At 71.2% G+C, this 14305-nt stretch carries 15 protein-coding genes and 1 tRNA gene; 9 read left to right on the plus strand and 7 right to left on the minus strand.

Annotated features, from left to right (window positions below; translation table 11 throughout):
- Window positions 1-123 precede the first annotated feature (123 nt).
- On the plus strand, window positions 124-390 hold the full coding sequence (locus ASE76_RS21095; RefSeq protein ID WP_082447990.1) for a tyrosine-type recombinase/integrase: 267 nt from the start codon (window positions 124-126) through the stop codon (window positions 388-390).
- A 37-nt stretch (window positions 391-427) separates the two neighbouring features.
- Here the strand turns inward: ASE76_RS21095 and ASE76_RS03530 are convergent.
- Both ASE76_RS03530 and serS read right to left on the minus strand, forming a co-directional pair.
- Window positions 428-517, minus strand: a tRNA-Ser gene (locus ASE76_RS03530).
- Between the two features lie 49 nt (window positions 518-566).
- Window positions 567-1889, minus strand: a complete 1323-nt coding sequence (gene serS / locus ASE76_RS03535; RefSeq protein WP_055834700.1) for a serine--tRNA ligase — start codon at window positions 1887-1889, stop codon at window positions 567-569.
- 95 nt (window positions 1890-1984) lie between these two features.
- Here serS and ASE76_RS03540 point away from each other — a divergent pair, with 95 nt between their 5' ends.
- On the plus strand, window positions 1985-2605 hold the full coding sequence (locus ASE76_RS03540) for an HPP family protein (protein ID WP_082447992.1): 621 nt from the start codon (window positions 1985-1987) through the stop codon (window positions 2603-2605).
- Here ASE76_RS03540 and ispH read toward each other — a convergent pair.
- Both ispH and ASE76_RS03550 read right to left on the minus strand, forming a co-directional pair.
- Window positions 2602-3597: a 4-hydroxy-3-methylbut-2-enyl diphosphate reductase gene (gene ispH / locus ASE76_RS03545; protein WP_055834709.1), complete on the minus strand. Its 996-nt coding sequence runs from the start codon at window positions 3595-3597 to the stop codon at window positions 2602-2604. The genes ASE76_RS03540 and ispH overlap by 4 nt on opposite strands.
- Window positions 3594-4067, minus strand: coding sequence for a peptidylprolyl isomerase (locus ASE76_RS03550; RefSeq protein ID WP_055834711.1), 474 nt, complete (start codon window positions 4065-4067; stop codon window positions 3594-3596). The genes ispH and ASE76_RS03550 overlap by 4 nt, the downstream gene beginning before the upstream one ends.
- A gap of 123 nt (window positions 4068-4190) precedes the next feature.
- Here ASE76_RS03550 and radC point away from each other — a divergent pair, with 123 nt between their 5' ends.
- Together radC and ASE76_RS03560 are read left to right on the plus strand one after the other, a co-directional pair.
- Window positions 4191-4868 (plus strand): DNA repair protein RadC, encoded by a 678-nt coding sequence (radC, locus tag ASE76_RS03555; protein ID WP_055835615.1) that lies wholly within the window; start codon window positions 4191-4193, stop codon window positions 4866-4868.
- Window positions 4865-5554 (plus strand): Smr/MutS family protein, encoded by a 690-nt coding sequence (locus tag ASE76_RS03560; protein ID WP_055834715.1) that lies wholly within the window; start codon window positions 4865-4867, stop codon window positions 5552-5554. The genes radC and ASE76_RS03560 overlap by 4 nt, the downstream gene beginning before the upstream one ends.
- A gap of 73 nt (window positions 5555-5627) precedes the next feature.
- Here ASE76_RS03560 and ASE76_RS03565 read toward each other — a convergent pair whose 3' ends face one another.
- A complete protein-coding gene (locus ASE76_RS03565; RefSeq protein ID WP_055834718.1) occupies window positions 5628-6548 on the minus strand; it encodes a LysR family transcriptional regulator in 921 nt (306 codons plus the stop codon).
- A 163-nt stretch (window positions 6549-6711) separates the two neighbouring features.
- On the opposite strand from ASE76_RS03565, the gene ASE76_RS03570 reads away from it, so the two are divergent.
- From ASE76_RS03570 to ASE76_RS03585, 4 genes are all read left to right on the plus strand, one after another.
- Window positions 6712-8127, plus strand: coding sequence for an acyclic terpene utilization AtuA family protein (locus tag ASE76_RS03570; protein WP_055834720.1), 1416 nt, complete (start codon window positions 6712-6714; stop codon window positions 8125-8127).
- Entirely contained in the window at window positions 8124-8516 is a 393-nt protein-coding gene (locus ASE76_RS03575; protein WP_055834724.1) for a hypothetical protein, read from the plus strand. The genes ASE76_RS03570 and ASE76_RS03575 overlap by 4 nt, the downstream gene beginning before the upstream one ends.
- Before the next feature lie 79 nt (window positions 8517-8595).
- Window positions 8596-9570 carry a tripartite tricarboxylate transporter substrate binding protein gene (locus ASE76_RS03580; protein ID WP_055834727.1) on the plus strand — a complete coding sequence of 325 codons (975 nt, stop codon included), beginning with the start codon at window positions 8596-8598 and terminating at the stop codon, window positions 9568-9570.
- Window positions 9571-9698: 128 nt separating this feature from the next.
- On the plus strand, window positions 9699-11855 hold the full coding sequence (locus ASE76_RS03585) for an alpha/beta hydrolase domain-containing protein (protein WP_236698316.1): 2157 nt from the start codon (window positions 9699-9701) through the stop codon (window positions 11853-11855).
- Window positions 11856-11898: 43 nt separating this feature from the next.
- Here the strand turns inward: ASE76_RS03585 and ASE76_RS03590 are convergent, their stop codons facing one another.
- Together ASE76_RS03590 and ASE76_RS03595 are read right to left on the minus strand one after the other, a co-directional pair.
- Window positions 11899-12303, minus strand: a complete 405-nt coding sequence (locus ASE76_RS03590; RefSeq protein WP_055834730.1) for an FKBP-type peptidyl-prolyl cis-trans isomerase — start codon at window positions 12301-12303, stop codon at window positions 11899-11901.
- A gap of 100 nt (window positions 12304-12403) precedes the next feature.
- The gene (locus ASE76_RS03595; RefSeq protein WP_055834733.1) at window positions 12404-13282 is read right to left on the minus strand and encodes an aldo/keto reductase family oxidoreductase; all 879 of its coding nucleotides are present in this window, start codon (window positions 13280-13282) and stop codon (window positions 12404-12406) included.
- Between the two features lie 101 nt (window positions 13283-13383).
- On the opposite strand from ASE76_RS03595, the gene ASE76_RS03600 reads away from it, so the two are divergent.
- Window positions 13384-14301: a LysR family transcriptional regulator gene (locus ASE76_RS03600; protein WP_055834736.1), complete on the plus strand. Its 918-nt coding sequence runs from the start codon at window positions 13384-13386 to the stop codon at window positions 14299-14301.
- The last annotated feature ends 4 nt before the right edge of the window (window positions 14302-14305 follow it).

Here is a 14305-nt window from a genome sequence, read left to right on the forward strand (position 1 = left end):
GTCGGAGGCCCTGCGGGTCGTGCCCACGCGGCAAGGCCGGCTTCCGCACGACACGAAGAACGAGCAGCCGCGGATCGTGCCTATTCATCCGCGCGTCGCGCTGCACGCGCGGCATTTCGTGGCCTGCTAGAAGAGCATGTTCAGAGCGCCTGGCAGCGCGCCCGGGACGCGGCCCGCCGCCATGATGTCCGCTTCCACAACCTGCGTCACAGCACCGCCAGCGCGTTGATAAACGCGTGCACCGACCTCTACAGCGTCGGCGCAGTACTGGGTTACAAGGACTCGCGCAGCACCGCGCGGTATAGCCACCTCAGCACCGAATCGCTGACTGCCGCTGTGCTTCGCGTTGGTCAAAAATCCCCGCACACGACGCAAAAGAAAAGGGCCTGATGCTACGTTAAGAATAGCATCAGGCCCTTGTCAGAACTGGCGGAGAGGGTGGGATTCGAACCCACGGTGCACTTTCATACACGCCTGATTTCGAGTCAGGTACATTCGACCACTCTGCCACCTCTCCAGTGTCGAAGCGTCGATCATAGCAGACCCGCGTCCGCTTTTTCGAGGTGTCAGGTCTTCAGCACCGCAAGATTGTTCAGGTATGGCCGCAGCGCTTCCGGCACGGTGACCGAGCCGTCGGCGTTCTGGTAGTTTTCCAGCACGGCCACCAGCGTCCGGCCCACCGCCAGGCCGGAGCCGTTCAAGGTGTGCAGGTATTCGTTCTTGCCCTGGGCGTTCTTGAAGCGGGCCTGCAGCCGGCGGGCCTGGAAGGATTCGCAGTTGGAGATCGAGCTGATCTCGCGGTAGGTGTTCTGCGCCGGCAGCCACACCTCCAGGTCGTAGGTCTTGGCGGCGCCGAAGCCCATGTCGCCGGTGCAGAGGCTCACCACCCGGTAGGGCAGGCCCAGCGCCTGCAGCACCGCCTCGGCGTGGCCCACCATTTCGTCGAGCGCGGCGTAGCTCTGCTCGGGGTGCACGATTTGCACCATTTCCACCTTGTCGAACTGGTGCTGCCGGATCAGGCCGCGGGTGTCGCGGCCGGCGCTGCCGGCTTCCGAGCGGAAGCACGGGGTGTGGGCGGTGAGCTTCATCGGCAGGGCCGATTCGGCCACGATCTCGTCGCGCACGAAGTTGGTCAGCGGCACTTCGCTGGTGGGGATCAGGTAGAGCGCGGCGGTGTCCGGCACCGGCTCGGCGTCCTGGCCGCCCTTGTTGGCGGCGAACAGGTCGCCCTCGAACTTGGGCAGCTGGCCGGTGCCGCGCATCGAGTCGGCATTGACGATGTAGGGCACGTAGCACTCGGTGTACCCGTGCTGCTGCGTCTGCAGGTCGAGCATGAAGGCGGCCAGCGCGCGGTGCAGCCGGGCCACCGGGCCTCGCATGACGGTGAAGCGCGAGCCCGCGAGCTTGGTGCCCATTTCGAAATCGAGGCCCAGCGGGGCGCCCAGGTCGACATGGTCCTGCACCTCGAAATCGAAGCTGCGCGGGGCCGTGCCCTTCGGCGACCAGCGGCGCACCTCGACGTTGCCCGCCTCGTCCGCGCCGACCGGCACGCTTTCGTGCGGCAGGTTGGGCACCGCCAGCAGCAGGGCCTGCAGGTTGGCCTGCAGCGCCTCCAGGCGGGTGGCGGAGGTGTCCAGCTCGGTCTTGATCGCGGCCACGCGGGCCATCAGGTCGTCGGCGGGCTCGCCCTTGGACTTGCGCTGGCCGACCTGCTTGGAGACGCTGTTGCGCTCGGCCTGCAGCTCTTCGGTACGGGTCTGCAGCGTCTTGCGTTCGGATTCCAGCGCGGTGAAGGCGGCGGCGTCCAGGAAGGTCTGGGCCGGCTTGCGGGTTTCCAGGCGGGCGATGACGGCGCCGAGATCGCGCCGGAGAAGGGTGATGTCTAGCATGGCGCGATTGTAGTTTTGCGGCCCGCGGGCCCGGCGGGGCTACGATGCGGGCTGCCTGCGCAGCCCTGCGCATCCCCGACCGGAGCGACGCGACCATGTTCTACATCTACGGCCTGAACGGCCGCAGCTACAGCGGCCCCGCCGAGGGCCTCCCGCCGGTGGAGCCGGTGCGCCGGGTGCAGGCGCCCGAATCGGTGCGGGTCTTCACCTCGCCGCAGGACGAGAACACGCCTTTCGCCGATCCGCGGCCGCGCGGCGGGCTGGCGCAGGACGCCGTGGCCGCCTACGCCCAGCAAGCCCAGCAGACGGCGGTGCCGCGGGTGGTGCGGCTGGTGTCGGAGCTGATGCAGAAGGACGTGGTGAGCGTGCAGGCCGACGCCCTGCTGGCCGATGCGGCCCAGTGGCTGGCCGACCACCAGATCGGACAGGCGCCGGTGCGCGACGAGCAGCGGCAGCTGGTCGGCCTGCTGACGCGCGCGGGCCTGCTGCAGGCCGGTGCCGCCGCACCCGATGCCACGGTGCGCGCCCACATGGTCTCGCCGGTGCCGGCGGTGGCGCCCGACACCGACGTGCGCCGCGTGGCCCAGGTGCTGATCGACAGCGGCCTGCCCGGCCTGCCGGTGGTCGAGGCCGACGGCGCCCTCTGCGGCTTCATCGCGCGGGGCGACCTGCTGCGCGCGATGGCGACCGATCCGCCGCTCGACCTCTGGAGCTAGCGGATCGGCGCCGGAGCGGGCTCGTCCAGCCGCAGGCCCTTCGGCAGCGGGAACTTCACCGTTTCCTGGATGCCGTCCATCCGCCGCACCGAAACCGCGCCGAAGGCCCGGATCCGCTCGATCACCTGCTGCACCAGCAGCTCGGGCGCCGAGGCGCCCGCGGTGAGGCCGACGCGGGTCTTGCCGTCGAACCACTGCTCCTGCAGCTCGTCGGCCGAATCGACCATGTAACTCTCGGCACCCAGGCGCACCGCCAGTTCGCGCAGCCGGTTGCTGTTGGAGCTGGTGGGGCTGCCGACGACGATCAGCAGCTCGACCTGCGGGCTCATGATCTTCACCGCGTCCTGGCGGTTCTGGGTGGCGTAGCAGATGTCCTGCATCTTGGGCTCGCGCACCGTCGGGAACCGGGCGCGCACCGCGGCCGAGATCTCGGCCGCGTCGTCCACGCTCAGGGTGGTCTGGGTCACAACGGCCAGCTTCGCCGTCTGCAGGGGCTGCACCCGGGCCACGTCGGCCACGTCTTCCACCAGGTGGATGCCGCGGTCGAGCTGGCCCATGGTGCCCTCCACCTCGGGATGGCCCTTGTGGCCGATCATGATGAACTCGTAGCCTTCCTTGGCGAGCTTGGCCACCTCGACGTGCACCTTGGTGACCAGCGGGCAGGTGGCGTCGAAGATCGAGAAACCCCGTGCCTCGGCCTCCTGCTGCACCGCCTTGCTGACGCCGTGGGCGCTGAAGACCAGCGTGGCGCCGGGCGGCACGTCGGACAGCTCCTCGATGAAGATCGCGCCCTTGTCCTTGAGGTCGTTGACCACGTAGGTGTTGTGCACGATCTCGTGGCGCACGTAGATCGGCGCGCCGAACTTGGTCAGCGCGTGCTCGACGATGTCGATCGCCCGGTCGACCCCGGCGCAGAAGCCGCGCGGTTCGGCCAGCAGGATTTCCTTGACGGCGGCGGGCGGATTCGCCTGCGGCAACGGCGTATCGCTCATAGAACCCCGATCAGATGGACTTCGAAGGTCACCGGCTGGCCGGCGAGGGGATGGTTGAAATCGAACAGCACCGCCTCGGGCTTGACCTGCTGCACCGCGCCGGCGTAGCTGCCGCTGCCGTCGGGCGTGGGGAACTGCACCACGTCGCCGACGCTGTACTGCTCGTCCGGGTCGCCCAGCTGGGCCAGCAGGGTGCGGGCCACCCACTGCTGCATCTCCGGGTTGCGCTCGCCGAAGGCGGCACCGGCCGGCAGGTCGAAGCTGGCGCGGGCGCCCTCCTCCAGGCCGATCAGCCGGGACTCGACCACCGGCGACAGCTCGCCCGCCCCGAGCGACAGCGTGGCGGGCTTGTCGGCGAAGGTGTTGATGATGTCGCCCTGCGGGCCGGCCAGCCGGTAGTGCAGCGTCAGGAAGGAGCCGGGCTGCACGACGGGCACGGCGGCGGAAGGAGAAGTGGGCGCAGAGGACATGGAGGTACCGATAAACTGGCCTCCATTGTAGAAAGCCGGGCATCCCCGCCATCCGGCGCGGGTTTGCCGCCCGGCCCGGCCATCCCGCACCGCCTCTGCAACGACCCGACCCCGCCGCCCTCCATGCCCTTCAAAGACCTGCCCGCCGATGCGCGACCGCGCGAGAAACTGATCGCCCGCGGCCCTGCGGCGCTGGGCGACGCCGAGCTGCTGGCCCTGCTGCTGCGCACCGGCCTGCCCGGCAAGGGCGTGCTGGCGCTGGCGCAGGAGCTGCTCGACACCTTCGGCGGCGTGGCGGGCCTGCTCCACGCCACCGCGGACGACCTGCAGCGCATCAAGGGCCTGGGCGGCAGCGCCAAGCGGGCCGAGGTGGTCGCGGTGCTGGAGCTGTCCCGCCGGGCGCTGGCGCAGCAGCTGCGCCAGCGCCAGATCTTCGACAACCCGCAGATGGTGGGCGACTACCTGCAGCTGCACTTGGCCTCGCGGCCGTACGAGGTGTTCGCGGTGATGTTCCTGGATGCGCAGCACCGGTTGATCGCGATGGAGGAGATGTTCCGCGGCACCCTGAGCCAGACCAGCGTCTACCCGCGCGAGGTGGTGGTGCGGGCGCTGCACCACCATGCGCAGGCGGTCGTGCTCTCGCACAACCATCCCAGCGGGCAGGTGAGCCCGTCGCGCGCCGACGAGGCCCTCACCCGGACCCTGAAGGCCGCGCTGGCGCTGGTCGACGTGCGGGTGCTCGACCATGTGATCGTCGCGCCCGGCAAGTCGCTGTCGATGGCCGAGGAAGGGCTGGTGTGACGCAGCAGCCGCAGCCGCGCACCGCCCGCTTCACCGCCGCCTCGCTGCAGGACCTGGCACCGCTGCGCCGTGCCCTCGCCGAAGACGCCGAGCGCCGCGCGACCGAGGACGCCGCCCGCCGCGCGGCGCAGGCGCGCCGGCAGGCCGAGCGCAACATGTTCGCGATCGCCGCCGGCCCGGTGCAGCCGCTGCGCGACCGCGGCCGTGCCCTGCTGGTGCCCGAACCGCCGCCGCCGGTCGCGGTGCAGCACCTGCGCGACGAGGCCCGGGTGCTGATGGAGTCGATCAGCGACGATTTCGACGTCAGCACCCTGCTCGACACCGACGACCAGCTGAGCTTCCGGCGCCCCGGCGTCAACGTCGACGTGACCCAGCGGCTGCGCAAGGGCGACTGGAGCATCCAGCGCCAGCTGGACCTGCACGGCCTGCGCATCGACGAGGCGCGCGAGGCGCTGGGCGTCTTCATCCGCAGCGCCTACAAGCAGGGCCTGCGCTGCCTGCGGGTGGTGCACGGCAAGGGCCTGGGCTCGCCGGGCAAGACACCGGTGCTCAAGGGCCGGGTGCAGGGCTGGCTGGTGCAGAAGAACGAGGTGCTGGCCTTCGTGCAGGCCCGGCCGGCAGAAGGCGGCGGCGGCGCGCTGGTGGTGCTGCTGCGGCCCGCCAGGCGCCATGCGACGCATTATTAAGTGAAAAGTGCCTGGGGCCGGCGCCGGACGCCGGCATCCAGCTATACATTCGATAGCAGATCGACATCCACGGTCAACCCCGGCCGATCGAGCCGAGCCGCGCCACCACCAGGTCGTGCAGCGTCTGCGCCGCCACCGACAGGCTGCCCTCGCGCCGCCTGACAAGGAAGATGCGCCGGGTCAGCTGCGGCAGCGGAATCGGCCGGGTGACGAGCGTCTCGCGCCGGAACTGGTAGAGGGTCAGCGTCGGCACCACGCTGATGCCGACGCCCGCCTCCACCATGCCCATCACGGTGGCCAGCTGCTCCACCTCCAGCACCGTGTTCATCGCCACCGGGTGCAGCGCCGCCTCCAGCGCCTGGCGCACGCTGCTGTTGCGGGTCATGTGGACGAACGGGTAGGCGGCGATGCGCCTCAACGTCGGCCGGGCCAGCGCCGCCAGCGGATGGTCGGCGCGGCAGACCAGGTGGAAGCGGTCGGTGCACAGCGGCTGCATCGACAAACCCGCCGCGTCGGCCGGCCGGGTGCCGCCCGCGGCCAGCGCGAAGTCGGCCTGGCCGCCGCGCACCAGGTCGACGCAGGCGTCCGAGAGCTGGTCCGACAGCGCCAGCTCCACCCCCGGCCAGGCCGCGCGGAATTCGGCGAACAGCGCCGGCAGCCAGCCCGCCGCCAGCGAGGGCAGCGCGGCGATGTGCACCCGGCCCCGCCGCCGCTCCACCTGGTCGCCCAGGTCCTGCAGCGCCTCGGCCACGCCGGCCAGCAGCCGCCGCGCCGAGGGCTCGAACAGCCGGCCCTCGGGCGTCAGCTGCACGCTGCGGGTGCTGCGGTCGAACAGGCGGGCGCCCAGGGCCTGCTCCAGCGCCTGGATCAGCGCGCTGAATGCCGGTTGCGACAGGTGGCAGGCCTCGGCCGCGCGGGTGAAGTTGCTGCGGTCGGCCAGCGCCAGGAAGGCACGCAGCTGCCGGGTGGAGAGGTCGGGGGCGGCGGTGGACATTGATCTGTCTTTCCGATGAATTGATCCGAACTTTCTATTTTACGGATGACCGCCCAGCGCCTACAGTGACTGCGAAGAAGGGGTACGCCCGGCCGGCGCCCCAGGCCGGCCCTGCACCCCGAACGCCAGAACGACCAGAGACACAAGACACGAGACGAGCCCCATGCCACGCCCTGCCCCGCCCGCCGCCCCCGCCGCCGATGCAGCAGCCGCACCGCTGCTGATCGGCTGCGCCGCAGGCTTCTCCGGCGACCGCACCGACGCCGCCCTGCCGGTGGTCGAGACACTGGTCGCCCGGCTGCGCGCCGGCCCGCCCGGCCAGCGCGCCTTCCTGGTCTTCGAGACCCTGGCCGAGCGCACCCTGGCCCTGGCGCAACTGCGCCGGCGTGCCGACCCGGATGCCGGCTACGAGCCGCTGCTGGTCGACCTGCTGCGGCCGGTGCTGGCGCTGTGCCTGGCGCACGGCATCGGCATCGTGAGCAACTTCGGCGCCGCCCACCCGCGTGCCGCCGCCCGCCGCATCGCGGCCCTCGCCGCCGAACTGGGCTGCCCGGTGCCGCGCATCGCGGTGGTCGAGGGCGACGACCTGCGCGGCACCGCGGCCATGCCGCTGCTGCAGGAGATACTGGGCGCGCGGATCGCCGACCGCGACATCGTCAGCGCCAACGCCTACATCGGCGCCGAGCCGATCGCCGCCGCGCTGCGGGCCGGCGCGCAGATCGTCGTCTGCGGCCGGGTGGCCGATCCGTCGCTGGCCGTCGGCCCGGCGCTGGCCCACTTCGGCTGGCAGGCGGACGATTGGGACCGGCTGGGCCGCGCCACGATGGCCGGCCATCTGCTGGAGTGCGGCGCGCAGGTCTGCGGCGGCTACTTCGCCGACCCGGGCTACAAGGAGGTGCCGGGCCTGGCGGAGGTCGGCTTCCCCATCGCCGAGATCGACGCCGACGGCCGCTGCACCATCGGCAAGGCCGACGCCACCGGCGGCTGCGTCACCCCGGCCACGGTGAAGGAGCAACTGCTCTACGAGGTCCACGACCCGGCCGCCTACCTCACCCCCGACGTGACGGCCGACATCTCGCAGTCCACGGTGCGGCCGCTGGCGCCCGACCGTGTGGCGCTCGGCGGCGTGCGCGGCCATGCGCGGCCCGGCCACTACAAGGTCAACGTCTGCTACGAAGGCGGCTGGCTGGCCGAGGGCGAGATCTCCTATGCCGGCCCCCGGGCCGAGGCCCGTGCCCGCCTGGCCGCCGACGTGCTGCGCGCCCGGCTGCCGGCGCTGGCGCTGCGGGTGGACCTGATCGGCGCGCTGAGCGTCTTCGGCGACGATGCCGGCCGGATGCTGGCCGCCACCCCCGACGCCGGGCAGCGCGACGTGCGGCTGCGGGTGGCCGCCACCCACGCCGACCGGGGCGAGGCCGAGCGGCTGGCGCGGGAGGTGACCGCCCTCTACACCTGCGGCCCGGCCGGCGGCGGCGGCGTGCGCACCGCGCTCACCCCGCGGCTCAACACCGTCTCGTGCCTGCTGCCGCGCGACGCGGTGCCGGTGGGCTTCGCGATGGTCCAAGGAGTGGACACATGAACGACCCGACCGCTTCCGCTGCCGGCGACACCGTCACCGTGCCCCTCTACCGCCTGGCCCACGGCCGCACCGGCGACAAGGGCGACCGCTCCAACATCAGCGTGATCGCCTGGCACCCCGACCTGTGGCCGCTGCTGGTGGACCAGGTCACGCCCGAGGCGGTGGCCGCGCAGTTCGCCCACCGCCGGCCCGAGCGGGTGCAGCGCCATCTGGTCGACAGCCTGCAGGCGATGAACTTCGTGCTGGACGCGGTGCTGGACGGCGGCGTGAACGACGCGCTCAACCTGGACACCCACGGCAAGGCGCTTTCTCTCTTGCTGCTGGAGCTGCCGGTACAGGTGCCGCGGGCACTGTTGCCGCTACTGGCGGGGCCTGCCAGCGGCGACTGAGTGGCGGGGCGGCGCTCGCAACCCGTTTTTCCGATTTGCGGCTTTCTTCGGCTACCCATTTCATAACAGGAGACACACCATGCATTTCCCCTCCCGACGCACCGCCGTGGCCGCCCTCGCCGCCCTCGGCCTGCTGCCCGCGCTGGCCGGCGCGCAGACCTTCCCCGACAAGCCGATCACCTTCGTCGTGCCCTTCGCGGCCGGCACCGCCACCGACCAGATCGCCCGGGCACTGGCCAACGGCATCACCGCCGAGACCAAGCAGGCGGTGGTGATCGACAACCGCGCCGGCGCCAGCGGCTTCATCGCCTCGCAGCAGGTGGCCAAGGCCGCGCCGGACGGCTACACCGTGCTGATCACCACCAACACCACCCACGCCGCCAACGAGCACCTCTACAAGAAGCTGCCCTACGACCCGGTGAAGGATTTCGCGCCGATCACTGGCCTGGGCAAGGGCGGCCAGATCATGGTGGTCAACCCGGCGTTCCCGGCGAAGACGGTGGGCGAGTTCATCGCGCTGGCCAAGAAGGAGCCGGGCAAGTACAGCTTCGGCAGCGGCAGCTCGTCGTCGCGCATGGCGGGCGAGCTGCTGCAGCAGATGGCCGACATCCAGCTGCTGCACGTGCCCTACAAGAGCAACACGCTGGGCGTGACCGACCTGCTGGGCGGCCAGATCAACACCATGATCACCGACACCGCCACCGGGCTGCCGCAGGTCAAGGCCGGCAAGCTGCGGGCGCTGGGCATGTCGAGCGCCAAACGCTCGCCCCTGGCGCCCGACGTGCCCACCATCGCCGAGGCCGGCGTGCCCGGCTACGAGATGGGCTACTGGTTCGCCGCCTACGCCCCGGCCAGGACGCCGCCCGCCGTCGTCAAGCGCCTGAACGAGCTTCTGGTGCAGGCCGCCCGGAGCGATGCCGCCCGCACCGCCTTCTACGAGCCTACCGGCACCGAGGTCTACACCACCACGCCCGAGGAACTGGGCACCTTCCAGTCGGCCGAATCGCAGAAGTGGGGCCGCATCGTGAAGGCGGCCAACATCCAGCCCGAATAGACCTGCTTCCCCCGGGCTGCCGCCGCATCACGCAGGCGGCAGCGCAGGCATGCGGCACGCGCACGGAGCCCCTCCGCGCGCGGCGCGCCCGCACGCCCCTGCATTCACCACAACGACAGGAGACCGACATGACGAAGATTTCACACCTGCGGCCACGCCTGCGGCAGGCCGCCGGCCCGGCGGGCCTGGGCCTGGCGCTGCTGCTGGCCGCCTGCGGCGGCAGCGACGACGGAGCCGCCGGCGGCGGTGGCGCCACCGCCCAGCCGCGCATGAGCCTCGCGATCACCGCCCGTACCGACATGCCCGGCAGCTTCGGCGCCGTGGGCGCCTACGAGCAGCTCACCGGCACCCTGAGCGGCGAAGTCGATCCGCGCGACCGGCACAACGCCATCATCCAGGACCTGGCGCTGGCGCCGGTCAACGCCCGCGGCATGGTCGAGTACAAGGCCGACTTCGTGATGCTCAAGCCCAAGGACATGGGCAAGGCCGGCGGCATCCTGCGCTACGACGCACCCAACCGCGGCAACATCCTGACCATGCCCAATCTCGCCACCGCGCCCAGCGACGCGGTGTACTTCGAGCAGGGCTACGTCTGGCTCTTCTCGGCCTGGCAGGGCGACGTGCCCAAGAGCTCGCCGCAGCGCCTGACGCTCGACGTGCCGGTGGCCCGCAACGCCGACGGCAGCAGCATCACCGGCCCCTACGTGGCCGAGCTGATCGCCGCCACCGCCAGCCCGTCGCTCACCCTGCCGGGCGGCACCTTCAACGGCAGCATGATTCCGTATGCGCCCGCCTCGCTCGACAACACCGGCGCCGGCTACCGGCTCACCTCGCGCGTCAACGAGACCGACCCGCGCGTCACCATCCCCGCGTCCGACTGGAAGTTCGCGGCCTGCGACGCCGCCAACGCCTTTCCCGGCACGCCCAGCGGCACCAGCGTCTGCCTGCGCGGCGGCTTCCAGCCCAACCGGCTCTACGAGATCAGCTACGTCGCGCAGGACCCGAAGGTGATGGGCGTCGGCCTGGCCGCGCTGCGCGACACGATCGACTTCTTCCGCAACGCCAAGGCCGACGCGGCCGGCACGCCCAACCCGGTGGCCGGCGCGATCCGCAACACCATCGGCCAGGGCACCTCGCAGTCGGGCAACGCGCTCAAGACCTTCCTGCACCTGGGCTTCAACGAAACGCTGGCGGGCGGCAAGGTGTTCGACGGCATGTTCACCCACGTGGCCGCGCGCCAGACCAACATCAACACCCGCTTCGCGGTGCCCGGTGGCGGCGGCGGCCTACGCACCGACCACAGCGCCTTCGGCCAGACGGCGCCGCGCGGCCTGGCGGCCGACTACCAGGACGCGGTCTCGGGCCGCAGCGGCGGCGTGATGGCGCGCTGCACCACCACCAACACCTGCCCGCGCTACTTCCTGGGCCTGTCGGGCACCGAGTTCTGGCAGCTGCAGGGCTCGCCAGTGCTGCACGACGCGCTGGGCACCCGCGACCTGGTGCAACCCGACAACGCCCGCGTCTACTACTACACCGGCACCCAGCACAGCGGCGGCACCGGCGGCCTGGAGGCGGGCATCGCCTACCGGCCCGCCGCCGCGGTGTATCCGGTCGGCAACATGGTCGATTTCGCCGACACCTTCCGCGCGCTGATGCTCGCGTTGGCCGACTGGACCGTGCAGGGCGTGGCGCCGCCCGCCAGCCAGGTGCCGCGCATCGCCGACGGCACGCTGGTGCGGCCCGCCGCGCTGCGCTTCCCGGCGATCAAGGGCGTGCAGTTCCCGGGCGGCAGCGGCGTGTCGGTGCCCGATTTCGCCTACCTGGCGCGCTTCAACAACTTCCCGCTGCTGGATTTCGGCCCGCAGTACCGGCCGCAGGACGAGTCGGGCATCGCGACGCAATTGCCGCCGGCCAACCTGGACCGCGACTACGCGATCCTGGTGCCGCAGGTCGACACCGCCACCGGCCTGCCGCGCGCCGGCATCCGCAACGTCGACGTGCAGGCGCCGCTCGGCACCAGCCTGGAGTTCAACTACGTCTCCACCCCCGGCATCGTCGACCTGGTGAACCTGTCGGGCGGCTACCTGCCCTTCCACAGGACCGAGGCGGCCCGCATCGCGGCGGGCGATACCCGGCCGTCGCTGGAATCGCTCTACCGCAACCAGGCGGGCTACGTGGCGGCGGTGACCAGCGCCGCCAACGGGCTGGTCGCGCAGCGCCTGCTGCTGCAGCGCGATGCCGACCGGCGCATCCAGCGGGCGCAGGCCACGCCGGTGCTGCCCTGATCGGCCGCGGCCCGCACACGGGTGCGGGCCCGCGCGTCGGGAATCAGCGGGCGGTGACGTCGAGCAGTTCGATCTCGAAGGTCAGCGTGGCATCGGGCGGAATCACGCCGCCCGCGCCGCGCGAACCGTAGGCGGTGGCCGGCGGGCAGACCAGCTTGGCCTTGCCACCCACCTTCATCTTCTGCACGCCTTCGGTCCAGCACGGGATCACGCCCTTGAGCGGAAACGAGATCGGCTCGCCGCGCTTGTAGGAGCTGTCGAACTCCTTGCCGTCGGCCAGCGTGCCGCGGTAGTGCACCTTGACCGTGCTGTCGGCCGTGGGCTGGGCGCCGGTGCCGACCTTCAGGTGGTCGATGTTGACGCCCGAGGGCAGCACTTCGGCCTGGGCGGCCAGGGGCAGCGCGCAGGCGGTGGAGAGCAACAGGGCGAGGGCGGTGGATGTCTTCATGGGGGACGGTGCGCAGGGCGCGCGGTGAAAAGCTGAGGAGGGCATAGGCTAACGGATGGCGGTGGGCCCCCGGAAAGCGGGTGCCCTCCTGCGCCATGCCCTACCCCTTCGCGTTGCCCGCCACCTGCTCGAGTGCGTCCATCGCCTCGTCTGGCAGATCGAGTGCCGCCGACGCCAGGTTCTCGTGCAGATGGGCGACCGACGACGTACCCGGGATCAGCAGAATGTTGGGCGACCGGCGCAGCAGCCAGGCCAGCGCCACCTGCATCGGCGTCGCCTGCAACCGCCGCGCGACATCCGACAGCGCCGACGACTGCAGCGGCGTGAACCCGCCCAGCGGGAAGAACGGCACGTAGGCGATGCCGTCGGCCGCCAGTTCGTCGATCAGCGCATCGTCGGCCCGGTGGACCAGGTTGTACTGGTTCTGCACACAGACGATGGGGCAGATGCGCCGGCCCTCGGCCACCTGGGTGCGGGTGACGTTGCTCAGGCCGATGTGCCGCACCAATCCCTGCTGCTGCAGGGCGGCCAGCGCGGTCAACTGCTCCTCGATCGACCCTTCGGCCGGGCCGTGGGTGTCGAACATGACCCGCAGGTTGACCACGTCCAGCAACTCGCGGCCCAGGTTGCGCAGGTTGTCGTGCACCGCCTGCTCCAGCTCGGCCGGCGACGACGCCAGCAGCCAGGCGCCGTCGGGCCCGCGCCGGACGCCGATCTTGGTGACGAGCGTCAGGTCCTGCCCATAGGGCGACAGCGCTTCGCGGATCAGCTGGTTGGTGATGTGCGGGCCGTAGAAGTCGCTGGTGTCGATATGGTCCACGCCGGCCGCCACCACCGCGCGCAGCACGGCCAGCGCGCTTTCGCGGTCCTTCGGCGGGCCGAATACGCCGGGGCCGGCGAGTTGCATCGCGCCGTAGCCAAGGCGGTGCACGCTGCGGTCGCCGAGAGAAAAAGTGCCTGCGCGGGAGAGGGAGGACATGGTCAGTTTCCTGTAATGGTAGAGGTTCTGGCCAGTCTAGGCAGCATCGCGATGCGCGATAAGCCGGCACAATCCGCACAGGCTGTGCAGGATCACGAACGATGAAATTCGACTTGGGAGATCTGGAGGCGTTCGTTGCGGTGGCGGAGGCCAAAGGCTTTCGCGAAGGGGCCCGGGCGCACGGCGCCAGCGCCTCGGGTTTGAGCGAAGCCGTCCGCCGCCTGGAAACGCAACTGGGCATGCGCTTGCTGAACCGTACCACCCGCAGCGTGGCACCCACCGAGGCCGGCCAGCGCCTGCTGGACCGGCTGGGCCCCGCGCTGAACGAGGTCGAAGCCGCGCTCGACATGGTCAACGGCCTGCGCGACCGGCCGGCCGGCACCCTGCGCCTCAACGTGCCGGTGAGCGCCGCGCGGCTGGTGCTGCCCTCGATCGTGCCGGCCTTCCTGGCGGCGTATCCCGAGATCGCGCTGGAGATCAACGCCGACGACAGCTTCGTCGACGTGCTGGCCGCCGGCTGCGACGCCGGCATCCGCTACGACGAGCGGCTGGAGCAGGACATGATCGCCGTGCCCATCGGCCCCCGCACACAACGCTTCGCCGTAGGCGCCGCGCCCGACTACCTGGCCCGCCGGGGCCGACCCGACCATCCGCGCGATCTGCTCGGCCACAGTTGCCTGCGCGGCCGCTTCAGCAGCGGCGCGATGCCCGCATGGGAGTTCGAGCGCGACGGCGAGCAATTCAAGATCGAGCCCGCTGGCCGCCTGCTGGTGCAGATAGGCGCCGCGACCGATCTGGCGGTGGAGGCGGCAGCGGCCGGCACCGGGCTCGTCTACCTGTTCGAAGATTGGCTGCAGCCGTACTTCGACCGCGGCGCGCTGGTGCCGGTGCTGGAGCCATGGTGGCCGCGGTTCTCGGGGCCGTTTCTCTACTACCCCGGGCGGCGCTTGCTGCCGGCGCCGCTGCGGGCGTTCGTGGAATTCATCAGAACACCGGCCGAAGGCTCAACGAAAAGCTAGCGGC

The sequence above is a fragment of the Xylophilus sp. Leaf220 genome (assembly GCF_001421705.1).
Classification (GTDB): Bacteria; Pseudomonadota; Gammaproteobacteria; order Burkholderiales; family Burkholderiaceae_C; genus Xylophilus.

Coding starts and splice junctions, on each gene's coding strand:
- serS (WP_055834700.1), bottom strand. CDS start 1,889: ATGCTAGACATCACCCTTCTCCGGCGCGATCTCGGCGCCGTCATCGCC.
- ASE76_RS03540 (WP_082447992.1), top strand. CDS start 1,985: ATGTTCTACATCTACGGCCTGAACGGCCGCAGCTACAGCGGCCCCGCC.
- ispH (WP_055834709.1), bottom strand. CDS start 3,597: ATGAGCGATACGCCGTTGCCGCAGGCGAATCCGCCCGCCGCCGTCAAG.
- ASE76_RS03550 (WP_055834711.1), bottom strand. CDS start 4,067: ATGTCCTCTGCGCCCACTTCTCCTTCCGCCGCCGTGCCCGTCGTGCAG.
- radC (WP_055835615.1), top strand. CDS start 4,191: ATGCCCTTCAAAGACCTGCCCGCCGATGCGCGACCGCGCGAGAAACTG.
- ASE76_RS03565 (WP_055834718.1), bottom strand. CDS start 6,548: ATGTCCACCGCCGCCCCCGACCTCTCCACCCGGCAGCTGCGTGCCTTC.
- ASE76_RS03570 (WP_055834720.1), top strand. CDS start 6,712: ATGCCACGCCCTGCCCCGCCCGCCGCCCCCGCCGCCGATGCAGCAGCC.
- ASE76_RS03575 (WP_055834724.1), top strand. CDS start 8,124: ATGAACGACCCGACCGCTTCCGCTGCCGGCGACACCGTCACCGTGCCC.
- ASE76_RS03580 (WP_055834727.1), top strand. CDS start 8,596: ATGCATTTCCCCTCCCGACGCACCGCCGTGGCCGCCCTCGCCGCCCTC.
- ASE76_RS03585 (WP_236698316.1), top strand. CDS start 9,699: ATGACGAAGATTTCACACCTGCGGCCACGCCTGCGGCAGGCCGCCGGC.
- ASE76_RS03590 (WP_055834730.1), bottom strand. CDS start 12,303: ATGAAGACATCCACCGCCCTCGCCCTGTTGCTCTCCACCGCCTGCGCG.
- ASE76_RS03595 (WP_055834733.1), bottom strand. CDS start 13,282: ATGTCCTCCCTCTCCCGCGCAGGCACTTTTTCTCTCGGCGACCGCAGC.
- ASE76_RS03600 (WP_055834736.1), top strand. CDS start 13,384: ATGAAATTCGACTTGGGAGATCTGGAGGCGTTCGTTGCGGTGGCGGAG.